This is a genomic window from Arcicella aurantiaca, from assembly GCF_003148625.1.
GTDB classification, from domain to species: Bacteria; Bacteroidota; Bacteroidia; order Cytophagales; family Spirosomataceae; genus Arcicella; species Arcicella aurantiaca.
In genome coordinates this window covers 1-25,374 of record NZ_QGGO01000002.1, presented here as the reverse complement: position 1 = coordinate 25,374, position 25,374 = coordinate 1, and the positions used below count along the sequence as shown (strand labels likewise).

The window sequence follows — 25,374 nt, the reverse complement described above, 5'->3', positions numbered from 1 at the left end:
ATTCCCGTGTTACTATTCCATACCAATAAAAACTTGTCCGTTTTCTACTTTTACAGGATAAGTTTTTATTACATAATCATCACCACTTAAACATTCTCCTGACTTTAAAGAGAAGGTTTTTTTGTGGAATGGGCAAGCTACTTTTGGCTCTGCCTCAGCACCTGTTGAGCCAATCATTCCTCTTGATAATGCCATTTGCTGACGGTGCGGACAAAGGTTTTGGGTTGCGTACCATTCGCCACGTCTTGCGAAGTTGTAAATCGCTACTTGTTCGCCTTCAATTAAAGCACAAGCTCCCCCATCAGCAGGAATATCTTCTGTATTGCACGCTAAGTGCCATGTTATTGTCTGTTCTAAAACCATTTTATTTGTGATTTAGTGAGTTGTGATTTAGTGAGTTGTGAGTTAGTAAATATTCAAAGACGATTGATTCACTAACTCACAATTCACTAATTCATAATTGCTTATTTCCATTCTGCGGCTTTTACCATTTCACGCATTGGTTCAAATTTGGCATTTGGGTCTTTTACTTTCGGAGCGTTTACGAAGTGTGTAAAACGCTTACGCAATTCTGGATTATCAACAACTTCTTTCCATTCACATTTGTAGGCTTCTACCAAAAGATTCATTTCTGCATCCCAAGTTTCGCCCATACCCAAAACGTCGTCAATTACTACCGATTTCAAATAATTGATACCACCTTCCATTTTGTCTAACCACGGAGCAGTACGAGTTAATGGTTCGGCTGTTTTGATATAAAACATCAAGAAACGGTCGATATATTTTAAACAAGTTTCTGAGTCAATATCAGTTGCTAATAATTCTGCGTGACGTGGTTTTACGCCACCATTTCCGCAAACGTATAAGTTCCAACCTTTTTCAGTAGCAATAATTCCGAAGTCTTTTGATTGTGCCTCTGCACATTCACGAGTACAACCCGAAACCGCTGATTTTAATTTGTGTGGAGAACGTAAACCTCTGTAACGCTCTTCAACTTCAATGGCAAAGCTTACGGCATCTTGTACGCCAAAACGGCACCATGTTGAACCAACGCAAGATTTTACGGTTCTCAATGATTTTCCGTAGGCATGACCCGACTCGAAACCTGCGTTTACTAATTCTTCCCAAATCTCAGGTAGGTCACTCACGTGAGCTCCGAATAAATCTATTCTTTGTCCACCCGTAATTTTGGTATAGAGGTTATATTTTAAAGCAACTTGCCCGATAACAATCAATTTTTCAGGTGTAATTTCTCCACCCGGAATTCTTGGAACTACCGAATAAGTACCGTTTTTCTGAATATTGGCTAAGAAACGGTCATTAGAATCTTGGACGGTAGCATTTCCTTTTTCCAAAATCATCTCGTTCCATAAACTTGCAATAATTGAGGCTACCGCTGGCTTACAAACTTCGCAACCATCGCCTTTTCCTAAATTATCTAAAACTTCATTGTAAGTTTTGTAGCCTTTGATTTTGACTAAATCGAATAATTCTTGACGAGTATAATCAAAGTGTTCGCAGAGAATATTTCTCACAAAAACACCTTGCGACTTCATCGTTTCGTTGATTAAGTCTTTCACCATTGGGACACAACCGCCACAACCTGTTCCTGCTTTTGTACATTTTTTGATGCCGTCGAGCGTAGTAACTTTATTTTCAACAATTTCATGACAAATTGCTCCTTTCGTAACGGCTTCGCAAGAACAAATCAAGGCTTCGTCTGGCAATGCCATCACGCCCGACGCTCCACCTTCTGAACCACCTCTTGCTCCCAACATTAAATCTTCTGGGTCTGGAGGGAGAATCGTTTTGTTTTTAGTGTTCTGCAAAAGCATATTATATTGCTCTGCATCGCCAACCAAAACACCACCTAACAAATATTTACCATCATTTGAGATATTGATTCTTTTGTAAATTCCTTTTGCTGAATTTTCAAATACAATTGTCTGAGCGTTAGGTTCTTCAATGAAAGCATCTCCAAAACTTGCTACGTCAACACCAATTAATTTTAATTTAGTTGACATATCAAAAGGCATAAATTCTTTTTCGCCACCCACAATTTTAGTCGCAACAACCTCAGCCATTTCATAACCCGGAGCAACCAAACCGTAAATCATGTGGTGAGCCAAAGCACATTCGCCAATGGCAAAAATGTTCGGGTCAGATGTTTGTAGGGCATTATCAACCACAATTCCACCACGAATACCCACTTCCAAACCTGCTACTCTTGCTACTTCGTCACGTGGTTTAATTCCTGCCGAAATCACAAGCATATCAACGTCTAAACGAGAACCGTCAGCAAATTGCATAGCTTCGATAATACCATCACCTACAATTTCTTGGGTATTTTTATTCAAGTGAATTTGTAAGCCAAGCGTTTCCAATTTTGTTTGTAAAACTCTTGAACCTGCTTCATCAATTTGTCTTGGCATCAATCTCGATGCAAATTCTATCACATGAACTTCTTTTAAACCTAAATCTAAAAGAGCTTTTGCTGCTTCTAATCCTAAAAGACCACCACCGATTACTGCACCTTTCGTTGCTTTTTTGGCGTGGTTTTGCATTAAATCCAAATCTTCGATGGTTCTATAAACGAAAACGCCATCTTTTTCAACTCCTGGAATTGGCGGCACAAAAGCACCTGAACCCGTAGCCATAACCAAATAGTCATAACCTTCAACAATACCATGATGTGAACGAACGGTTTTAGCGTCACGGTCGATATCAACGATTGGGTCGGACAATATTAAGTTAATATTGTTTTCGGCATACCATGAAGATGGAGCCATTGTTAAATCTTCAACCGTTTTCCCTGCGAAGTATTCTGATAAATGAACACGGTCGTAAGCTGGACGAATTTCTTCACCGAAAACAATGATTTCAAAATTCTTAGCTATGTCTTTGGCTATAAGTTTTTCACAAAATTTGTAGCCAACCATTCCATTTCCAACGACAACAATTTTCTTTTTCATATTAAGATTTTGTCAAAATGATTAATAAATAAGAAGTTATTAAGTATTATTTGAAGCCATATAAATAAGTAATATTTTAATATTGAGTATAAATACCTATTAAATATTAACTCGCCTTAATTACTCATGCTTCTTTAATTATTTAGGTTACGTATATCTTCAAATTGAGTGTTTATAACTATTTCAAGATAAAATTTAACAATTCATTAATTGTACTTATTTTATAACCTGTTTTTAATATTTTCCTGTCAAATGCTTTGTTTATGGTTCAAATTTAAACCTAAAAATTGGTATTTTGCAATTATTTTAAAAAAATTAATTAAAAAATGAACTTAAATTTTGGTTTTTAACATTTTTGTGCAACTTTTGTATCGAAATCAACACTGAGTATTTACAATTAGTGTTTCACAGAGTAAAAAAACTTATAATATGAATATTCCAAGATTAACTTTAATTGGTGCTGGCCCAGGGGATATTGAGCTAATCACACTAAAAGGAATAAAAGCTATTAAGTCTGCGGATGTAATTCTATATGATGCTCTGGCAAATGAGGAATTGTTAGAATACGCTCGCCCAGATGCTTTGAGAATTTATGTAGGTAAACGTTTAGGAAAATATGTTTACACGCAAGATGAAATTAATTATAAGATTGTAACGCTTGCTTTGGAATACGGACACGTGGTAAGATTGAAAGGTGGTGACCCATTTGTGTTTGGAAGGGGCTTTGAAGAAATAGAATACGCCAAAGCTTTTAATGTAGAATGTGAAGTTGTGTCGGGGGTTACTTCAGCGATTGCAGCACCCGCATCAGTAGGAATACCAGTAACAAGTAGAGGTTTTTCAGAAAGCTTTTGGGTGATAACAGGAACAACGAAAAAAGGAGAATTGTCAAGAGATATTTCATTAGCTGCTCAGTCAAGTGCCACAATCGTGATTTTGATGGGAATGAGTAAGTTATCTGAGATTTGCGAAATCTTTACTCAAAACGGAAAGGCAGAAACGCCAATGGCAATTGTCCAAAACGGAACTCGTAAGAATGTAAAATCAGTAGTTGGAACAGTTTCGACGATTATAGAAAAATCAAATACTGAGAAAATATCAAATCCTGCGGTTATCGTCATCGGTGAAGTGGTTAGTTTAAGTGAACAATTCAATGAACAATTAATAATTAATAATTATCAATTGAGAAAGTAAGCAACAGAATTTTAGTTTTGCTTACAACCTATTAATTATTAGCTATTAACTGAAAATATTTCCCTTCAACAAAAGGTTGAAAAATGTCTCTCGTGGGGGCGAGAAGATGTTAAATTTTAGAGTACCTGAAAACAGATACTCATTTTCAAAAGCAATTATGAATAATTCTCAAAAACCCTTGGACTCGCTTAATGTATTTTCTTTCAAAGGAATACAAATGCAAACATTCCATATTACTTGGATTACCTTTTTCTTTTGTTTCTTCGGATGGTTCGGTATTGCTCCATTAATGAAAATTGTAAAAGATGACCTTGGATTGACAAAAGGACAAATTGGTAATATCATCATTGCATCGGTTTCGGCAACTATTTTTGCTCGTTTGCTTATCGGTCGCCTTTGTGATACCATCGGTCCAAGATTGACTTATACTTGGTTATTAGTTTTTGGTTCACTTCCAGTAATGACAATTGGTTTGGCAGATAGTTATGAAAGCTTTTTATTATTTCGTTTAGCCATAGGCGTTATCGGTGCATCATTCGTAATTACACAATATCATACATCGGCAATGTTTGCTCCAAAAATCAAAGGAACTGCCAACGCCGTAGCAGGAGGTTGGGGAAATCTTGGTGGAGGAATTACCAATATGGTTATGCCTTTAGTATTAGCAGGTTTTGTTGGTTTAGGTTACTCAAATCCACAAGCTTGGCGTTATGCAATGGTTTTACCAGGAGCAATGTTGTTAATAATGGCGTTTGTTTATTATAAATTCACGAAAGATACCCCAATGGGTAATTATTCAGAAATTGAACGTGATACAACTACTCAAGCCAAAGGTTCATTTATCTCTGCGGCATCTGATTATCGTACTTGGATTTTGTTTTTAGCTTACGGAGCGTGTTTCGGAATTGAAATCACTTTTGATAACGTAGCAGCACTTTATTTTTCAGAAAGTTTCTCATGCGACCTTAAAACGGCAGGACTTTTAGCAGGTGTATTTGGTTTTATGAACATATTTGCTCGTGCCGTTGGGGGTATTGTTGCTGACAAGGTGGGTAGTGCTTACGGAATGAGAGGAAAAGGTTGGTTATTGGCAGGTTTATTAGTGTTGGAAGGTTTAGGAATTATTCTTTTTGCTCAAACAGGCTCAATTGCAATGGCAGTAATGGCTATGTTAGGTTTTGCAATGTTCTTGAAAATGGCAAACGGAGCAACTTACGCAATTGTACCATTTATTGATGCCAAAAACGTAGGTTCAGTAGCTGGAATTGTTGGAGCAGGTGGAAATTTAGGAGGAGTTTTAGCAGGTTTTCTTTTTAAATCAGAAACGATTTCTTATGCTCAAGCATTTATTTATATTGGTTTTGCAGTGGCAGTAATCGGAGCTATAACTGCTTTAATCAAATTTGACAAAAAGCAATTGGCTGAAACAAATTCAGCTTTATCAGTTGCGTAATTGTACGAGTTTCCAGCGATGAGGAACAAGGTAGATTATTTCTTATTCCTCAAAGCTTAAACTATAAAAAAGCCCAAACAAGATGGGGGTCTTGTTTAGGCACAAATTGCTTAACTCTGTTAAAATTTCACAATCAATCACAAATGTATGAAAAAATTTCACATTTCTAAATTAGCCCTATTCTTATTTTTGAGTATTTGTACTCAATTCACAACGAAGGCTCAGTTTACATTGCAAGGGCAAGTGAGGACTCGAACTGAGGTACGTAATGGACTTGGAAATTTAGTGCCAACTGATTCAAAATCAGCCGCATTTACTTCGCAAAGAACAAGATTGAATTTCGGTTACAAGTGGGATAGAGTTCTTTTTGGAGCTGCTGTTCAGGATGTTAGAGTTTGGGGACAAGACGCTTCGTCTATCTCAAATGCCGACGGAGCAAAGTTAATGTTGCACGAAGGTTGGGCAGAAGTAACGCTTGCAAACAAAGCTGATACAACCGTAAAATTCAAAGCAGTTGACTTATTAACGGTTAAAATTGGTCGTCAAGAATTGATTTATGATGATGTTCGTTTAATCGGAAATTTAGATTGGTTACAACAAGGGCGTCGTCATGACATGGTGCTTTTAAAAGCAGTTCATCATGGATGGCAAATAGACGCAGGTTATGCTTTCGGGCAAAATACTGATGCCTTCGGAACAGTTGGAACAGGTTATGTACCTGCCAACGTAAACGCTTTCACACGTACATCAACAGGTGTATTAGTACCAACACCAGCAGGAATTATTCCATTAACAGTAGGTGGAGGCATTGGAGCAAACAGTGTAAAAACAGGCGGTGCATTGGCATGGATTAATCCTCCATCAACCAACGGAGCATCACAAGATTATAAATCATTCAAAAGTGTGTATATCAGCCGTAAGTTTAACCAAACTAAATTTTCGGGACTTTTCTTCCAAGATGATTTTAGTGCTTATCGTTTAGACTCAGTTGGAAGTGCAGCAACAGGTTATGTTTATGGAAGAAGATTTGTTTCTTCAGGAGCAACAGACCTTTTTGATTACTCACAATCTCGTAGCCGTACTACTTATGGTTTAATGGTGAATCATACTTTAGGAAATGCTTCTGGATTCGGTAAGGTTGCTTTACAAGGTGCATATTACGGACAAACTGGTAAAGACCGTGAAGGAAATGATATGGATGCTTATCACTGGACATTGGCAGCAACGTACCAAAAAAGCAAATGGGCATTTACTTTAGGCTATGACGTTCTTTCTGGAAATGATGGTTCAAGTGCAACCAATAATTACAAAGCTTCAACAGGATACAATAATCGTTTTGACCCATTGTATGGAACACCACACCGCCACTGGGGATATATGGACTACTTCTATGTAGGTACAAACTCGCCAGCGGGAGGTTTGAATAATGGTTATTTAAAAGCAAAATATACAGGAAGTGCTTTAACATTTGGAGTTGATTATCACACATTCGCTTTGAATAAAGCAACTACAAAAGGTGACGGAACGCTCGTTGGAACAGATTTAGGAAATGAAATCGATTTCTTATTGAATTACAATATGAATAAGTTTACAAATCTTGAATTAGGATATTCAGTAATGATGGCAACGGATAATATGCCTTTTGCTAAAGGACAAGCTACAACGGATGCCGCTGCAAAGGATTTTGATAAAACAGGAACATGGTTATATCTAATGATTAACATTCGTCCAGATTTCTTTTATTCAAAACCTGTAGCGATTAAGTAATTACAGTAAACAATTAACAGTAAGCAGTTATCATTAAATTTAGAACAGTCTATTTTGGGCTGATAACTGTTTACTGCTAACTGCAACAAGTTTCCAAAATTTCGATGGGGGTCGAACTTTGGAGATATTTATTAAACTTTAAACAAAATGTTTATGCAAACTCTGTTAAAAAAATCGGTGTCTATTTTGTGCCTTATGGTACTATTCACGGCAGTATCGGCTTTCAAAATTAATCCGCCTGCCAAAAAAATTAAGTTAGGATTTATTCCACTTACAGATTGTGCTCCATTGGTTGCAGCTAAAGAATTAGGTCTTTTTGCAAAATATGGTGTTGACGTAGAACTTTCAAAAGAAGCCTCTTGGGCGAATATTAGAGATAAAGTATTGAATGGAGAATTGGACGGGGCTCACTGTTTATTCTCAATGCCAATGTCGGTTTATACAGGAGTTGGTGGTAAGGCAGGTTCAGAAATGAAAATTGCGATGGTTTTGAACAACAACGGTCAGGCTATTACACTTTCAAAAGATTTTTGTGGATTAGTAGGTTTCAAAGAAGTAAATAAGGCTGCGGCAGCAGTAAAGGCTGTAAAAGCTCGTAAAGAAGTAACATTTGCGATGACTTTCCCAGGAGGTACACACGATATTTGGTTGAGAAACTGGATGGCTGCCGCTGGAATCAACCAAAAATCAGTAGGTATTATCACCATTCCACCACCACAAATGGTTGCGAATATGAAAGTTGATAACATGGAAGGTTTTTGTGTAGGTGAACCTTGGAATGGCGTTGCAGCGGCTCAAGGCGTTGGTTTTACTCATATTGCTTCTCAGGATATTTGGAAACACCACCCAGAGAAAGCATTAGTAGTAAATTCAAAATTTGCCGCTGAAGATAAAGAAGATTTGAAAAAAGTAATGAAAGCGATTATTGAAGCTTGTAAATGGTTAGACAATATGGGAAATCGTAAGAAAGCAGCAGGTTGGCTTACAAAACCATATTATGTAAATGCTCCATTAGCAGCTATCGAATCTCGTTTATTAGGTTCAAATGATTTAGGTTGTGATTTAGGCGTACAGAAATACAAAGATGACTACATGACTTTTTATAACAACGGTCTTGTATCAACACCTCGTAAATCTCACGCTATGTGGTTTTTGGCTCAATACGTTCGTTTTGGATATTTGAAAGCCGAACCAAATTATAAAGCGATTGCTGAAAAATTGATTCTTGATGATTTGTTTGCTGAAGTAGCGAAAGAAATGCAAGTACCTGTTCAACCAGATATGAAGCCATTTAAAACTACTTATGATGTCAATTTTGACCCTGCCAATATTGACGACTATCTAAAGGCAACCAAAAAGTAGGTATTAGAAAGAAGGTATGAGGTCGTAGGTATGAAGTATGGAATAGATTACATTTATAATCCCATATCTTCATTTATTGTCTGCGACTTTATACCTCATAATTCATACCTCATAACTAATTAAGAATCATGATAAAAAAATCAGCAATCAGCATTGCCTATTTTTTGGGAAGTATGGCAATTTTAATAGGACTTTGGCAATTAGTTTCAATAATCACTAAAGCTGAAATCCCAAGTCCAGTTTCAACATGGACAGTTTTTAAAGAATTGATGGTCGAGCCATTTTATGATAGAGGACCAAATGATAAAGGAATTGGGAACAACTTATTTAGTTCAATAGGAAGAGTATTCACCGGTTTTTTATTAGGTAGTATTATCGCCATTCCGATGGGAATGTTGATGGGGTCAACCAAAATAGGAATGAGTCTTTTGAATCCTATTGTTCAAATTTTAAAGCCTGTTTCGCCTTTAGCATGGTTTCCTTTAGGGCTTTTAGCTTTCAAAGATTCGGGAGGGGCAACCATTTTTATCATTGCCATTACGTCATTATGGCCAACGGTAATTAACACGGCATTTGGAGTTTCGAGTATTCCCCAAGACCATAAAAATGTAGGAAAAGCTTTTGGGTTTTCAACTTGGAAATATTTGACCAAAATCGTTATTCCTTATGCTTTACCACATATTTTTACAGGTTTGCGTCTTTCAATTGGTATTGCTTGGGTGGTTATTGTAGCAGGTGAAATGCTTTCGGGTGGTGTAGGAATTGGTTTTTTTGTTTGGGATAGTTGGAATGGTCTTTCATTAGAAAAAATTCTTGTAGCCATTTTAATTATTGGTTTAGTAGGATTGATTTTAGACAAAGGCTTTAACGCTTTACAAAATTTATTCTCTTGGGAAGGAAAGTAAAACCTGTATTAAGTCTCAAGTATTATGTATTAAGAAGTATTTGTATTACATAGCCTTCTTCAATTTTACTTAATACTTTGTACTTAATACCTAATACTTGAACACATGACAAACATCGGAAATTCAGTCAAATTCGTTGATTCAGCGAATGACTTTCATAAAATAAATGCCAATGAAACTTCAGTTAGTATCAAAGATGTAACGGTTTCATTTAAAGGCTCAAAAGGAACATTTACCGCAATTAAAGATATAAATCTTGAAATCAAAAAAGGTGAAATTGTAGCCCTTATTGGTCACTCAGGTTGTGGAAAATCAACTTTAATGAATACCATTTCTGGAATGGTTTTACCTTCAAAAGGAGAAGTTATTGCCAACGGAAACCCAGTAAAAGGACCGGGACCAGACAGAGGAATTGTTTTTCAAAATTATTCTCTTTTGCCTTGGTTAACAGTTTACAAGAATATTTATGAAGCCGTTGATTCAGTTTTTAAGGACAAAACATCGACCGAGAAACACGAGTTGGTTGAAGAAAACCTGAAAATGGTAAATCTTATCCAACACAAAGACAAATTACCAGGACAACTTTCTGGAGGAATGAAACAACGAGTTGCCATTGCCCGTGCATTTGCTATTAACCCAAGTATTTTGTTGCTCGACGAGCCTTTCGGAGCGTTGGATGCCCTTACAAAAGGGTCAATGCACATTGAATTATTGAAACTTTGGAATTTAGATAATCGTAACAAAACTATCGTCATGGTTACCCACGATATTGAAGAAGCTATCTTCTTGTCGGATAGAGTTGTGGTAATGAATAATGGTCCTGAAGCTACAATCAAGAAAATTGTAGATATTAATTTACCAAGACCACGTAACAAAAAAGACATTGCCCATGACCCAGAATATATCAAGGTTCACGACGAATTATTAAACTTGTTATTTGATAAATTCTCTATTGAAGATTAATATAAAAAACATATAGTTATTGACAACAACATAGTAAAACAAGGAATAGAATGCTTCAAAGAGCATTTTATTCAACTTTTTCAAAGTTTTATAATATTGCTATGGTGTTGAAAAACAAAAAACCCGAAGTTCGAAACTTCGGGTTTTGCACCTAACAAAATGGCGGTAATGATTAGGTATGAAGTGGGTAATGGTTAGTTGTATTGCTTGAAATGTAAATTGACTTAAAAGCTATTTTATTCGGATGTTATTGCTTTTAATAAATTTGCTAAACAAACATAAATATTTATTCGCATTAAAACAAGAAAAAATGCAAATAAATATTTGAATAATTTAATTATTAGAACAGTGTAGGACAGTTATATCAGTGTAAATACTGCACGTATTAACTTAAAACTGTTAAAATAAAGATAGTTGAAACAAAAAAGCCCGAACGTCTGGCGGAACATTACGGGCATAACGGAAAGATTTTAAACCCTTCCTTTACCTGATATTTTAGTGTGTAGTAATTGAAGCGGACTAAGTATTGACACGATAATTATATAAAAGTCACATATTATAAACAATTATTTATTTGATTATGAGCAGTTTAAATAATAATACTCAAACTAAATATAAATCTACCTGCTCATATTGTGGGGTTGGATGTGGCGTTGAAATTACTAAAATTGACAACGGCAAAATTTATGTAGAAGGCGACAAAGACCACCCTTCAAGTAAAGGTATGCTTTGTTCAAAAGGTATGAACTTGCATTATACCGTTAATGATAAGTCTGATAGATTACTGTACCCAGAAATGCGTTTTAACCGAAATATGCCTCTTCAAAGGGTAAGTTGGGATACCGCACTCGACCGTACTGCCGCTATATTTAAAGCAATAATCCAAAAATATGGACCCGACGCAGTAGGCTTTTATGTGTCTGGACAATGTTCTACTGAAGAATATTATGTCATCAATAAACTTATCAAAGGTTTTATTGGCTCAAACAATATTGATACTAACTCTCGTCTATGTATGTCATCGGCGGTGGTGGGTTATAAACTCACTTTGGGCGAAGATTCTGTGCCTGTTTGTTATGACGATATTGAATTGGCTGACTGCTTTTTTGTAACAGGAGCAAATCCTGCATGGTGTCATCCAATTATTTGGAGACGAGTTGAAGCTCACAAACAAGCTAATCCTGACGTAAAAATTATCGTAATCGACCCGAGAAAAACGCAAACGGCAGCTCAGGCAGATTTACATTTACAACTCAATCCCGGAACTGATATTGTACTCACAAATATCATCGGTAGAATTCTTATCGAAAATAACTGGATTGACCAAGATTTTATCACTAATCACACAGACGGTTTTGAGGCTTACCGTGAGCAAGTTTTCTCAAGAACTCTTACGGAAGCCGCAAATATTTGTGGGCTTGCAGAAAGTGATATTTTATTGGCTGCTCAATACATTCATGAATCAAAAGGTTTTCTTTCAATGTGGACAATGGGCTTGAATCAGTCGGTTGTTGGGGTTAATAAAAACCTGTCACTCATTGATTTACACTTAATCACGGGTAGAATTGGAAAAGAAGGAAATGGCCCTTTTTCATTGACTGGACAACCCAACGCTATGGGCGGACGTGAAGTGGGAGGTTTGGCGAATATGTTGCCCGCTCACCGTGATTTATTAAACCCTGCTCACCGTGACGAAGTTCAAGCGTTTTGGGGCGGTACAAAAATTTCTGATAAACCGGGTTTTACGGCTACCGAAATGTTCCAAGCTCTTGCTGATGGAAGAATGAAAGCAATTTGGATTGTTACCACCAATCCAATGGTGAGTTTGCCAGATTTGAACATGGTAGAAAAAGGACTTCAAAATGCCAAATTTGTGGTTGTCCAAGATATTTCTAACCGTTCAGATACCGTAAAATACGCCGATGTGGTACTTCCTGCGGCAGCTTGGGCTGAAAAAGAATCGGTTTTTACCAATTCAGAAAGAAGAATTACCTTCTTGCCAAAAGTAGTTGATGCTCCGGGTGAAGCCTTAGACGATACTGAAATTATTAAAAGATTTGCTCAGAAAATGGGCTTTGGAGAATCTTTTAACTATCAGAATAACAGTGAAATATACGACGAACACTGCCTTTCAACCAAAGGCACAAATATAGATATTACAGGGCTTGACTACGATATTTTGAAAGAAAAACGTAGTGTTCAATGGCCTTATACCGACAATCAGACTTCTGGTTTCGGAACAAGACGCTTGTTTACAGACAGCAAGTTCTACACCTTAAATTCTCGTGCTAAAATTCATGCCGTTCCTGATGAAAACTTATCAGAAAAACTATCAGAAGATTTTCCGTTAATTCTTACCACAGGTCGTATCCGTGACCAATGGCATACCATGACTAAAACTGGGAAAGTCAATAAATTAAACCAGCATATTGCCCAACCTTATGTGGAAATCCACCCAAAAGATGCTCAGAAAAGAGGTATTATAGAAGGTCAAGTAATTGAGATTGAAAGTATTAGAGGTAAAAATCAAGTAAAAGTTAAAATTACCGAAGATATTAAAGAAGGCGTTTGTTTTATGCCAATGCACTTTGGGAAAATCTTAGGAAATGCCTTCGGAAGAACCAATAGCTTAACTAATACTTTGGTAGATGCACGCTCAAAAGAGCCAGATTTTAAATTCTCGGCGGTGCAAATACGTACTTACGTGAAGCCAGCGGAAAAAATTGTCATTATCGGAGCTGGTTCTGCGGGTTTAGGATTTATCAACTCGTACCGAAATTTGAATAAAACGGATGAAATCCATGTGTTCTCAAAAGAAATTTATCCTTTTTATAACCGTGTAATGTTGCCCGATTATATTTCTGGAGCTCAGGAATGGGAACAATTGGTGAAATTACGTGAAGACCAATTTGCCGATGCCAACATTCAGGTTCATAAAGGTTTAGAGATTGTAAATATTGATAGAAAGAATAAAATTATCGTTGATTCAGAAGGAAATGAACATACCTACGACCGCCTAATTTTAGGAATGGGTTCACGTGCGTTTATGCCTCCATCTGTGCCAAAAATTCCGGGTATTTTCAATATGCGTTCTCGCTTGGATGCAGATAGCATGAAGCCGTTTATGAATCGTGAAAACCCTCATGCTTTAATTGTTGGAGGTGGTTTATTAGGTTTAGAATTGGCGGCATCATTGCGTGAAATTAACGTAAAAGTGACCATTGTTCAACGTATTAGCCGTTTTATGGATAGACAATTAGACCAATTAGGTTCTGATTTGCTCCATGAAGAAATCGTGAATTTAGGTATCGACGTTTATTATAACGATGAAGTTTCAGCATTTTATGGAACAGATAAATTTGAAGGTGTACGTTTAAAATCAGGTCGTAAAATAGATGCACAAGTAGCCGTTTTTGCTATTGGAACATCACCAAATGTTGAAATTGCCCGTGCCGCAGGTTTAGAAGTGAATCGTGGAGTGGTTGTAAATGATTACTTACAAACGTCTGACCCTGATATTTTTGCCGCAGGAGAAATTGCTCAATGGCGTGGCGAAATGTGGGGAATCACGGCTGCTGCCGAACAACAAGCCGACGTAATTGCCAAATATATTGCGGGCGATTGGGCGAGCTATTACAAAGGTTCTTTGTCGGTAAATATCATGAAAATCCAAGGAGTTCAATTATGCTCAATGGGAATCATTGAAACACCAAAATCACCTGATTATGAGGAAATTATCTTTATTGACAAAGCAAAAAGATATTACAAAAAATGTATCATTCACAACGATAAATTGGTCGGAGCAACGTTGATTGGTGATAAATCGGAATTCTTAGAATTTAAAGATTTGATAGCCAACGGAATCGAATTGTCAGACAAACGTTTAGAATTACTCAGAAGTGGCAAAAAAGCAGACCCAGTAATGGGAAAATTAGTTTGTTCATGCAATAACGTAGGAGAAGGAAACTTAAAGTCTTGTATTGCAGGAGGTTGCAAAGATTTTACAGCACTTTGTTCAACCACAGGAGCAGGCACAGGATGCGGAAGTTGTCGCCCAGAAGTAAGAGCAATTTTAGAAAAAGCGTTGGCAGAAGAATTAGTAGAAGTTGCCTAAAGTTATTGAGCATCGGGATAATGTATAATTTCATATTCCGATGCCATCAAATTAGCTTAAAACAAAAATAGGGAAGCAATCTCTCGATGAACTTCCCTAATATTGATTCTGAGGTTAAAATCATAGTAACATCAATTTTAAGTATGACTAACGGATAGCCACAACGATGTCACGATTTACAGTTTGATTAGTTTTGATTTCAAAAGTTTTTGAATCAATTACGTCAACGTTTGAGCTAAGAACCTCGATAGTATATTTACCGTCGTTCAAGTTAGAGAAATCAAGAGTTTTAGCGAATTTAGCGTCTTTTGGGCTAATATATTCACGGTAGATTTCGTTTTTGTCAGCATCAACAACAAGTACAACTACTTTTTTGCTTGCTACGTTTTCTACCCAAATATTGAAACTCAAAGATTTACTTACTTGAGAAATTTTAGTTTTTACAGAAGCAGTTGCTTCGTCGTTTGTTGTTCCTGCGAATGAAGTTAAGTTCGATGTGCAAACCATAGCTATCGCTACGATAAATGCTTTTACTGTGTTCTTGTTCATGATATTAAATGTTTTTTTATTTATGGGATATTTAATTTGTAAGTACAATCTTAAACTCCCGATTGATAGATTTATTCGTTAAACTAAATTTGTATATTTCTAAGAATTTATTTTTCTGAATTATGAAATATTTTTAACTCGAACGTTACTTTGTTAAAAATATTTGTTTATCAAAAAATGAATTCACAAGGCTTACAAAACTTGTTTTTTAATTCTTTTAAATACTCAGAAATACATCTGTGTCAATCGTTTGACGATGTAAACTTAGAAAATTGTTTTTGAATACCAATCACAAAATGAGTAAAATTTTAACTTTTTCAAGAAAGTTCTTCTAAAAAAAATCATATTTCACGAAATAATACTATTCTGAAAATCAGATTTATATTTATTGTTAGAAAAGTGATATGCTAAAATTAGCAAATACATTATTCTGATTTTCAATATATTAAGTAATTATTACTAACTTTGGGGTAGGAATAATGATTTAATAATGTAGAATATTAACCAGAAAAGTATCATGAAAGACTATTCGTTATTAAAAATAAACTTGATGGGAGGAATTGTTTCTCCTGGTACTTTACAATACATCCTTTTGGCAGCTCGTGAAGCAGGTGTAAGAGAAATTAGTTTTGGAGCGAGACAGCAATTGTTAATGTACGTAAAGGCTGAAACTGTGCGAGGAAGTGGAATATTTGATTTAAAGAATAAATTGGATATTTCTAATATTGACTTCGAGATTGATACAGATGATTTTCCTAATATTATTTCTTCATATTGTGCAGAAGAAGTATTCCCAACGGGGCAATGGATTTCAGAAGGTATTTATAAGGATATATTTGATGGTTTTGATTATCAGCCAAAATTAAAAGTCAATATTTCTGATTTTCAGCAGTCGTTTACGCCATTTTTTACGGGTAATCTAAATTTCATTGCTTCTAATACACAAAATTTTTGGTACTTATATGTACGTCCGAAGCAAACAAACCGTATTTTCCGTTTCCCGATTTTGATTTATACCTTAGAAATCCCTAAAATTTCTAAAAGAATAGAAGAAGTAATTTGGAATAATCCAGAAATGGATGAAAATGAAGTGTATGAAAAAGTAATTGCCCAAGGCGAAATTATCTCGCAGGTAATTCCAGAAGATTTGAAATTGCCTAAATTTTCATTGCCATACTATGAAGGATTCAACCGCTATGGAGATAAAACGTGGCTCGGTATTTATCGTAGAAACGAAACTTTTTCAGTAGATTTTCTTCAAGATATTTGTGATGTTTGTTTGGATACAAAAGTTGGTCAAATTTGTATAACTCCTTGGAAGTCACTGATTATTAAAGGTATTGAAAATAAACATCGTAGCCTTTGGGACGGACTTTTGGGTAAACATACCATTAATGTGCGTCATGCTGCCAATGAACTGAATTGGCAAGTTGAAGACCTTTCGCCAGAAGGTTTGGCATTGAAAAAATCAATTATTAGAGAATTTGACGATGAAGATGTGCGTACTTTTGGATTAAGTTTTGCTATTCAAACTCGCTCAAAATCAGAGGTTTTTGGTTCTGTTGTGATTAAAAAACGAAATATTTTCAATGGAATTTCAAGCGTTTTTGATATTTATCATACTATTGATTTTAACCCAAATACTCGTGAGTTAACCCTTTTTGAAAAAGGTGTCAATAAAGCCCATGTGCCAGAAATTTTGCAACGACTTTCAAAGCGTTTTTATGCTATCAGCTCAAAACAAGAAGTGACCGTGGTTAAAGAAAAAGAACGCAAATCTTCTGATTTACAATTGATTAAAGTGCATCAATGTAAAGTTTGTTTTACCGTTTATGATGAACGTTTTGGCGATTCGGTAAATAATATTGCAGTGGGAGTGAAGTTTGCAGATTTACCGAAAGATTATTGTTGTCCAGTTTGCGAGGCTTCTAAAGAAGAATTTGCAGAAGTGAAAGTTGATGCGTTATTGGTATAGATTTTGAAAAGAATGATATTAAAACGGCAACCCTCAAAAGGTTGCCGTTTTTGTTTTAAGATAATAATACCTCTGCGGGAATGCCAAATTTATGGTGAAAAATTTTAGCAATTTCTAAAGTTAATGGCTTTCTACGATTTAAAATGGAAGAGACATAGCCTTTACTTCCAATAATGCCCACTAAATCTTTATTTTTCAATCCACTTTCAAGCATTTTTAACTTTACCGCTTCGATTGGGTCAGGAGCAGGAATAGAATAAAACTCGTCTTCGTAAGCTTTAACTAATAATAAAGCCACTTGTAGTTTTTCTCCCTGAGGACTATTAGAGGGTATTTTTTTGTCAAACTGAGCATCTATCCATTCTAAATATTCTTCGTATTGCTCCTCTGTTTTTATCGGTTTTAATGTCATTTCTTTTTGAATTTTACAGTTTCAACATCAATATCATCGTATTCTGAATGTGTACCAAACCATTTGATTTGAATCACTTTATACTCAAATACCATTCTTACTATCAATCTGTATTTATTTCCCATTATATTAAAAACCACCCTATCATCCGCCACGATACTGGCGTTTTTATAAACCTCCTTTAATTCATTGAAATTTTGAAAGTCGCTCTTTACTAACTCCGCATACCATTCACGAAGTGCGTTTGAAGCCTTTGGGTAGAGAAGACAATAAAATAATAAAGTTTTACGAGTAATGATATTGAACATACTACAAAGTAAATAGTTTTCTATTAGAAAACAAATTTGCTTTTTTATAATCCTAAACGTTTTTGAAAATAAGGCTTCAAAACTCGTTTGTCAATAAAAAACAAGGCTACCAATACATTGATTATCAAGAATAAACGAGTAAAACCCTTATCTTGTAAAATTCTCAATGGTTTACTCAAATCAACTTGAATGGCTTGGCTATTGAGCATTGGTAAAACGGTAATGAATAGACAAACAAACAGAACTGCCATCAGTGACAAGAAGTAAATGGGTAATTTACTGGTCTTACGAACGGTTACAACTTCTTGCGAAAGCTCCCAACGGTCTATTAATTTATCGGTAAAATTAAAAGCTGTTTTTTCTATGCTTACGTCCGTTAATAATGCGTGAGTTTGTGCATACTCATTGAAAAGAGACTGATAATCAGTATTTTCAGCGAGCATTTTATGGTGCTGACGCATTGTTTCTTCTGAAGCAATACCGTCAAGAATATCAAAAATATCTTCGTCTTTCATGTTTTTAGTAGGATAGGTTTCCAACCTGTCCTACTTTATATTAATGTTTTTACTTCGCCTCCTAAAATCTTTTTCATTTCTTCTGCCAGTTTTTTTCTGGCTCGACAAAGTTTTACTTTTATCGTTTCAGCAGAAACGCCTACTACTTGGGCTATTTCTTCTAAAGATTGTTCTTTCAGATAAAATAGGGTTATGATAGTAACGTCATCGGGCGGTAAATGATTGAGAGCTTGCTGAATATATTTTCTTTGTTCTTTGATTTTTAGGTCATTATCGGTATCTGCTGAAACAAATTGAGCTGATTGTGAGGCTTCAATATCTTCTGTATGGATTCGATTTTTACGCTTAAACATCAAAGCCGCATTGAAGACAATTCGATAAAACCAAGTTGTAAATTTTGCTTCTTGATTAAAATTTGGCAATGCTTGAAATGCTTGAATAAAGGCATCTTGGGCAATTTCTTCGGCATCTTCACGTGTTCCCGCAATTTTGTACGCCACCGTAAACGCATAGTCTTTATGGCGATTAGCAAGGTCTTTATACCCCGACTTATCGCCAGACAAAATGCGTTCAATGATAGAATTATCTGTTTCGTTGGTTTTCACATTTGTTAGATGCGGGTTTGTTTGGAAAGGTTACACTAAGATTATATTTTGTCTGAACTAAGATTTATGGGATTAGCGTATTTTGAGATTATAAAATCCTAAATCATTAAATCCAATGAATCATAGTTCAGACAAATCATAGTTTTTTTCAAATTACCTGTAACCTTTCTAATACAAGTTACATCATATCACCAGAAATCAATTAATTAACAATTAAAATATTTACGACTATGATAGATGGAAATATGGTGCCAATTGTAGGAATGTTAATCCCAATAATTGGAACAATCGGATTATTTACAATGATTGTTTTTATCCGCAAGTACGAAAATGATGAAAGAATGGCAATGATTGCTAAGGGCATCACTCCACCACAAAAAATGTCGAATCCTGTAAATCCAAGTCATTCATTACGTTGGGGCTTTATCCTGATTGGTTTTGGAGTGGGTTTGTTAATGGGTTCTGTATTAGAAGCATTAACACATATTGATGATGATGTAGCTCATTTCTCCATGATTTTTATTTTTGGCGGTTTGGGACTTTTAGCTTCTTATTTTTATCAAATGCACTTAGATAAGAAAAATCAAGCAAATAAAGAGATTTAATTATCAGTAAATCAGTGTATTAAGAAAAGGTTTTCTTGTTATTCAAGGAAACCTTTTTTGTGTTTAAAATATTTCAAATTTCTATATTTTGCCCTATTAACATTTCCTTAACAAGCGTTAACGTTTCATTAACTTACCTCCGAAGGCTTCCTGCGTTATAAGTTCAAATTTTGAGATTTAAACCAAACGTAAACGCATACAAGACATGAAAAAGTTAATGGCAGCTATCGCCCTTTCAGTTATTACTTTCGCTAAAATCAACGCTCAAAGTGTTGCTTTCAAAGCAGGATATACGCATTCAGATGTTTTGGTTTCGCCAGAACCAGCTAATATTTTCACGCCAAAAGAAACTTTTCACGCAGGTATTGCCATCAAAGATTTGAAATTGAATGATAAAATTGGCTTCCAACCAGAAGTTTTATATTCGATGCAGGGCTTTAAAGTGGCAGGTGTTGGTAATGTGGGCATTCATTATTTGTCTGTTCCTTTATTGGTTACTTTTCCTGTTGCCGACGGTTTAGAATTACAAGTTGGTCCACAAGTAAGTTATATGGTTAATTCTCGTGTAGGTGTTGTAAGTGATTTATTTTCAGTTTCTTACAAAGGGTTGTTTAATGACATTGACGCAGGTGCTGTGGCAGGAGTTGAATATAAAATTTCAGATAATGTATCACTTGGTGGACGTTATTACTTAGGAATGACGAATGTTAATAAAGATTTTTCTTTAGGGAGCAATTCTAATTTCTCAGATTATTTCCAAATGAAAAATACAGGATTACAAGCGTATGTTTCTTTCAGTTTTGGAAAGAAATAGTTAAATGTATAGCGAAAAGCGATTAGCGAGCGAGCAATAATGCCAAAATGATGATTGTAATAAGAAGTTTCATTAATATTGAAAGCCCAATAATCAAGTTTGAAAGCTTGTTTATTGGGCTTTTTTGATGAATAATGATAAATATCAAGCGTGGAAATTCAGTATAAAAAGAATTGCTCTGGCTTTTAGAAGCACAACTAAAATATCATTTTGAGGGAAATTTCTCAATTCTTTATATAATACTAACATAATATTATGCAAATTTATCAAGCCATAAGCCAGAGAGAAGCACAGGGGTTCAACACTCAACAACTTCGTGAAAACTTTTTGATTGAATCAATATTTCGTAATAACGAAATTGCCATGTACTACACGCATTACGACCGTGTAATTTTGGGTGGAGCAATGCCTGTTTATTCTACTTTAGATTTACAAACGGATGATAACCTAAAGGCTGACTACTTTTTAGAACGTCGTGAAATTGGTATTATCAACGTTGGTGGTGATGGCGAAATTACAGTTGATGGCGAAACTTTCGCTTTATCAAAATTAGACGCACTTTATATCGGTAAAGGTTCTAAATCAGTTACTTTTAAAAGTAATTCTGCTGATGCTCCTGCTCAATATTTCTTATTGTCAGCTCCTGCTCATCAAACGTATCCTACTCGTAAAATGAGTAAAGAAGAAGCTTCGCCAGTATCATTAGGCAGTGCAGAAACAGCTAACGAACGTACTATTTATAAATATATTCACCGTGACGGAATTCAGAGCTGTCAGGTAGTAATGGGTTTGACTGTTCTAAAACAAGGAAGTATCTGGAATACTATGCCTGCACACGTACACGACCGTCGTATGGAAGCGTATTTGTATTTCGACCTTGATGCAGCACACCGTGTATTCCATTTAATGGGACAACCACAGGAAACTCGTCACTTAGTGGTAGCGAATCACCAAGCGATTTTGTCGCCACCGTGGTCAATCCACTCAGGAGCTGGTACAACTAATTATTCATTTATTTGGGCAATGGCAGGCGAAAACCTTGATTTTACCGATATGGATTTTGCAAATATTGCTGATTTGAAATAATGCTTAATAATGATATTTAACGCAGGTAGGGTTTGAACTCTGCCTGCGTTAGCAAAGAATTTTCTAAATTGAAGGCTTCGCATTGTGCGAAGCCTTCGTTGATTTAACAATAAAACCAAAAACAACCATGAAAAAAACATTCCTCTTATTGCTTGTCTCCTTGACATTTAATGCTTTTAGTCAGTCGAAAATTGATGTAAAAAAAGAATTTGCCTTAGCTGCCCAACAGTATGAAGGAATGTTGAAATCACATCAAGATATTACCAAAACGCCACAATCAACTAATAAAGATGGTTCGCCAAGAGATATGCCTACTGATTGGTGGTGTAGCGGATTTTTTGGTGGTTCATTATGGTATATTTTTGAAGAAACCAAAGACCCTCAATGGAAAGCCGCTGCCGAAAAATGGACAATGGCAGTACAAAAAGAGCAATACAACACAGGTACGCACGACTTAGGATTTATGCTTTATTGCCCTTTTGGAAATGGTTTACGTTTGACGAAAAATCCAGAATACAAAAACATTATGCTTACGGGTGCGAAGTCTTTGGCTACTCGTTTCGACCCAAAAGTTGGTGTTATTAAATCTTGGAATAAATTTCAATCCTTTGATTATCCCGTGATTATTGACAACATGATGAACTTAGAATTTTTATTCTGGGCGGCTCGTGAATCTGGCAATAAAGAGTTCTATAATATTTGTCTTTCGCACGCAGACAGTACGTTAAAACACCATTTCAGACCAAATGGAAGCTCTTATCACGTAATTTGTTACGACAAAGACGGTAAGGTTTTACGTAAAAAAACAGCTCAAGGTTATGCCGATTATTCTGCTTGGGCGAGAGGTCAAGCTTGGGGTTTGTACGGTTATATCGTGATGTATCGTGAGACAAAACAGAAAAAATATTTAGCTCAGGCTCAACGCATTGCAGACTATATTTTAAATAATCCAAACTTGCCAAAAGATAAAGTTCCATATTGGGATTACAACGCTCCCAATATTCCAAATGAAGAGCGTGATGCTTCGGCGGCAGCCATTACTGCTTCTGCACTTTTAGAGCTTTCAACGATGAAAACAGCGAAATCAAAAGAATATTTCAACAATGCTGAAATCATGTTGAAAAGCCTTTCTTCGCCTGCTTACAAGGCAAAAATTGGAGAAAATAATCACTTTATTTTAATGCACAGCACAGGACACAAACCTGCTAAATCAGAGGTTGATGTGCCTTTAGTTTATGCTGATTATTACTATTTAGAAGCACTTTTGAGATACCAAAAGTTAACAAAAAAGTAATAAGTCCAATGTATTAAGTACCAAGAAAGGCAGAACAAATTAAAATTTGTGTTTAGGTAAATAGATATCCATAGCGAGGAAATTGATACAACTTAAAACCTAATTTCCCTAACCCGTACTTTGGACTTAGTACATAATACTTTTTACACTGAAACCCAACTTTCAATCATGTTTAGAAGGAATTTTTTAAAAGGTATTGGTTTAACGTCAATTTTACCATTTTCAGTAGAAGCTAAAAAAGAAGTTTCTGTTGCACAAACGCCAAGAGAATTTTGGGTAGAATATCTCCAGAAGCTTGCCGAACCACTTTTGACTAATTTAGCCAAAGACCAACTCAAAGCCAATATGCCTAATGAAGGCACAAAAATTGGGGTAGAAAGTCATGCTTTTTGTAATACGTTGGAAGGTTTCGGCAGATTAATCGTTGGAATTTCTCCTTGGTTACAATCAGACGCAGGAAGTGAAAAAGAGAAAATTCTTCGGGAAAAATATTTGAAATTGACCATTCAAGGTTTGGCAAATGCTACCAATCCGCAGGCAAAAGATTATATGCCTTGGAGTACGCCATCGCAACCTTTGGTGGATGCCGCTTTTTTGGCTTTGGGTCTTATGCGTTGTCCTAAAATTTGGGAAATGGCTGACGCTCAATTGCGTAAAAATGTGGTAGCGTCGTTTCAACTTACTCGAAATATCAAACCTTATTTTAGTAATTGGTTGCTTTTTTCGGGAATGATAGAAGCCTTTTTCTTAAATATTGGGGAAGATTACGATAAAATGCGTTTAGATTTTGCCATTCGTCAGCATGAACAATGGTACAAAGGTGATGGAACTTTTGGTGATGGTCCAGATTTTCATTGGGATTATTACAATTCGTTCGTGATACAACCATTTCTGTATGAGATTTTGAGAGTTGCCGTTCCAAAGCATTCTGAGTACAATAATTTCAAACAGAAAGCAGATAAAATATATGGTCGTTATGCCATCATTCAAGAACGAATGATTAATCCTGATGGTTCTTTTACGGCTTATGGGCGTTCATTGGGTTATCGAGCGGGCTGTTTTCATCATTTGGCAAATGTTTCGTTGCATCAATCATTGCCAACAGAATTGAGTCCTGCACAAGTGCGAGAGGCTTTAACCGCCGTGATTCGTAAAACCACCGAACACAAAGATACCTTTGATAAAAATGGTTGGTTACGCCCGGGTTTATACGGTTTTCAACCAAGTATTCTTGAAAATTACGTCGTGACGGGTAGTTCTTATTTGTGTTCATCGGTTTTATTGCCTTTGGGTCTTCCCGAAACAGATGCTTTTTGGGCAAGTCCAGCCCAAGCGTGGACATCGCAAAAAATTTGGCAAGGAGCAGAAGTCAGTGCCGACCATGCACTTAGTTTGTAGATATTATTTTACAATTGCCAACTTTTCGAAAGTTGGCAATTATATTTTTGAAACAAAGAATTCCGCCCTTATTGGTGAAAATATCAACAAAGGCAGAAAATAAAAACACCCATTACGTCAACAACAGGTTTTCATAATGTATTCTTAGTTTTCACAAACTCAGAAGCAAAAGGAAAACCACTTTTTGCGGTAATGGATATTACGGCTGAGAAATCAAAGTAGAGACGTTTCCTAAAACGTCTATTAAACGCCCCTTCTGAATGTGAATTTGGGAGGGGTATTTTTTTGTTTATACCAGTTTTAAATATTCGGTGCGTATTTTACGGAAATCGTCCTTTTGAAGGCTACGGTTTATACACAAGTATTTGAATATGTATTTAGAGCCATAGGCTCGGTTAAATTTTGTAGCGTTGGGTTTTAACCCACCGAAAATGATGCGAAAAGCAATTTTAGAGCCATAGGCTCGACCCATTTTAAATGCCTCATTCCTACCGGAACTCAAAAAATGGTCATTTTCTTTTTGGGGTTGTGTAAAAAGTCCATAAAAAGAAATATGAGCGAAAATTCTGTACTTTGTATTTGGAAAACAAAAGTTGGAACAGACGCTCATGGGAACAAATATAGTAAAAAAACCGATACTACGGTTTAAGACTTATGACCAATTACAGGTTTTACGAGTACCGCTTGAAATAGATAAGCTGATTCCAGCGTGTCATTTGGTCAGAATTGTAAACGATTGTATCGAAAAATTAGATATGTCGTATTTTGAGGACTATTACAGCAATTTTGGTTGTCCCGCTTTTCATCCCAAGATGATGATAAAGATATGGATATATGGTTATTGTGAGCGTATTTATACGAGTCGTAGATTATGCAAAGCCCTGCGAGAGAACGTAAATTTCATTTGGTTATCAGGTAATCAACACCCCTGTTTCAAGACTTTATGTGATTTTCGGAGTAATAAAATGGAAACGATGGTCGATACGGTTTTCAAAGAAGTGTTATTGATGTTGTTGGAACTGGGCTATATTGATTTAGATACTTTGTACATAGATGGTTCTAAATGGGAAGCCAATGCCAACC

General features: G+C 35.8%; 21 protein-coding genes. 14 read left to right on the top strand and 7 right to left on the bottom strand.

Features of this window, described 5'->3' with window-relative positions; genetic code table 11:
• Positions 1-12: 12 nt before the first annotated feature.
• Both nirD and nirB read right to left on the bottom strand, forming a co-directional pair.
• Entirely contained in the window at positions 13-363 is a 351-nt protein-coding gene (gene nirD / locus LV89_RS01740) for a nitrite reductase small subunit NirD (protein WP_109741139.1), read from the bottom strand.
• Positions 364-464: 101 nt separating this feature from the next.
• Positions 465-2,972, bottom strand: a complete 2,508-nt coding sequence (gene nirB, locus LV89_RS01735; protein ID WP_109741138.1) for a nitrite reductase large subunit NirB — start codon at positions 2,970-2,972, stop codon at positions 465-467.
• A gap of 429 nt (positions 2,973-3,401) precedes the next feature.
• Between nirB and cobA the strand changes: the two genes are divergently transcribed.
• From cobA to LV89_RS01700, 7 genes are all read left to right on the top strand, one after another.
• Positions 3,402-4,166 carry a uroporphyrinogen-III C-methyltransferase gene (gene cobA / locus LV89_RS01730; protein ID WP_109741137.1) on the top strand — a complete coding sequence of 255 codons (765 nt, stop codon included), beginning with the start codon at positions 3,402-3,404 and terminating at the stop codon, positions 4,164-4,166.
• A gap of 157 nt (positions 4,167-4,323) precedes the next feature.
• Positions 4,324-5,619, top strand: a complete 1,296-nt coding sequence (locus LV89_RS01725) for an MFS transporter (RefSeq protein WP_109741411.1) — start codon at positions 4,324-4,326, stop codon at positions 5,617-5,619.
• Between the two features lie 147 nt (positions 5,620-5,766).
• On the top strand, positions 5,767-7,386 hold the full coding sequence (locus LV89_RS01720) for an alginate export family protein (RefSeq protein ID WP_109741136.1): 1,620 nt from the start codon (positions 5,767-5,769) through the stop codon (positions 7,384-7,386).
• A gap of 153 nt (positions 7,387-7,539) precedes the next feature.
• The gene (locus tag LV89_RS01715; RefSeq protein ID WP_229201456.1) at positions 7,540-8,748 is read left to right on the top strand and encodes a CmpA/NrtA family ABC transporter substrate-binding protein; all 1,209 of its coding nucleotides are present in this window, start codon (positions 7,540-7,542) and stop codon (positions 8,746-8,748) included.
• Between the two features lie 128 nt (positions 8,749-8,876).
• A complete protein-coding gene (gene ntrB, locus LV89_RS01710) occupies positions 8,877-9,653 on the top strand; it encodes a nitrate ABC transporter permease (protein WP_109741134.1) in 777 nt (258 codons plus the stop codon).
• Between the two features lie 105 nt (positions 9,654-9,758).
• A complete protein-coding gene (locus LV89_RS01705) occupies positions 9,759-10,616 on the top strand; it encodes an ABC transporter ATP-binding protein (protein ID WP_109741133.1) in 858 nt (285 codons plus the stop codon).
• Between the two features lie 580 nt (positions 10,617-11,196).
• Positions 11,197-14,730: a nitrate reductase gene (locus LV89_RS01700; RefSeq protein WP_109741132.1), complete on the top strand. Its 3,534-nt coding sequence runs from the start codon at positions 11,197-11,199 to the stop codon at positions 14,728-14,730.
• 147 nt (positions 14,731-14,877) lie between these two features.
• On the opposite strand, the gene LV89_RS01695 is transcribed toward LV89_RS01700, so the two are convergent.
• Complete coding sequence (locus LV89_RS01695; protein WP_146199049.1) at positions 14,878-15,279, bottom strand: hypothetical protein; 402 nt, start codon at positions 15,277-15,279, stop codon at positions 14,878-14,880.
• 517 nt (positions 15,280-15,796) lie between these two features.
• Between LV89_RS01695 and LV89_RS01690 the strand changes: the two genes are divergently transcribed.
• A complete protein-coding gene (locus LV89_RS01690) occupies positions 15,797-17,254 on the top strand; it encodes a rubredoxin (RefSeq protein ID WP_109741130.1) in 1,458 nt (485 codons plus the stop codon).
• A 55-nt stretch (positions 17,255-17,309) separates the two neighbouring features.
• Here the strand turns inward: LV89_RS01690 and LV89_RS01685 are convergent, their stop codons facing one another.
• From LV89_RS01685 to LV89_RS01670, 4 genes are read right to left on the bottom strand one after another with little or no spacing between them, the layout of a single operon-like run.
• Entirely contained in the window at positions 17,310-17,666 is a 357-nt protein-coding gene (locus LV89_RS01685; protein WP_109741129.1) for a helix-turn-helix domain-containing protein, read from the bottom strand.
• Positions 17,663-17,974 (bottom strand): type II toxin-antitoxin system HigB family toxin, encoded by a 312-nt coding sequence (locus LV89_RS01680; protein ID WP_109741128.1) that lies wholly within the window; start codon positions 17,972-17,974, stop codon positions 17,663-17,665. The genes LV89_RS01685 and LV89_RS01680 overlap by 4 nt, the downstream gene beginning before the upstream one ends.
• A 44-nt stretch (positions 17,975-18,018) precedes the next feature.
• Positions 18,019-18,489, bottom strand: coding sequence for a hypothetical protein (locus LV89_RS01675; RefSeq protein ID WP_109741127.1), 471 nt, complete (start codon positions 18,487-18,489; stop codon positions 18,019-18,021).
• 35 nt (positions 18,490-18,524) lie between these two features.
• Positions 18,525-19,094 carry an RNA polymerase sigma factor gene (locus tag LV89_RS01670; RefSeq protein WP_109741126.1) on the bottom strand — a complete coding sequence of 190 codons (570 nt, stop codon included), beginning with the start codon at positions 19,092-19,094 and terminating at the stop codon, positions 18,525-18,527.
• Positions 19,095-19,324: 230 nt separating this feature from the next.
• On the opposite strand from LV89_RS01670, the gene LV89_RS01665 reads away from it, so the two are divergent.
• From LV89_RS01665 to LV89_RS01635, 6 genes are all read left to right on the top strand, one after another.
• Complete coding sequence (locus LV89_RS01665; RefSeq protein ID WP_109741125.1) at positions 19,325-19,699, top strand: DUF6249 domain-containing protein; 375 nt, start codon at positions 19,325-19,327, stop codon at positions 19,697-19,699.
• A gap of 205 nt (positions 19,700-19,904) precedes the next feature.
• Entirely contained in the window at positions 19,905-20,513 is a 609-nt protein-coding gene (locus LV89_RS01660) for a porin family protein (RefSeq protein ID WP_109741124.1), read from the top strand.
• Between the two features lie 255 nt (positions 20,514-20,768).
• Entirely contained in the window at positions 20,769-21,599 is an 831-nt protein-coding gene (kduI, locus tag LV89_RS01655) for a 5-dehydro-4-deoxy-D-glucuronate isomerase (RefSeq protein WP_109741123.1), read from the top strand.
• Positions 21,600-21,726: 127 nt separating this feature from the next.
• On the top strand, positions 21,727-22,893 hold the full coding sequence (locus LV89_RS01650; protein ID WP_109741410.1) for a glycoside hydrolase family protein: 1,167 nt from the start codon (positions 21,727-21,729) through the stop codon (positions 22,891-22,893).
• A gap of 168 nt (positions 22,894-23,061) precedes the next feature.
• Positions 23,062-24,291 carry a DUF2264 domain-containing protein gene (locus LV89_RS01645; RefSeq protein ID WP_109741122.1) on the top strand — a complete coding sequence of 410 codons (1,230 nt, stop codon included), beginning with the start codon at positions 23,062-23,064 and terminating at the stop codon, positions 24,289-24,291.
• Positions 24,292-24,899: 608 nt separating this feature from the next.
• The coding region (locus LV89_RS01635; protein WP_146199048.1) for a transposase at positions 24,900-25,374 on the top strand (475 nt) is incomplete at its 3' end.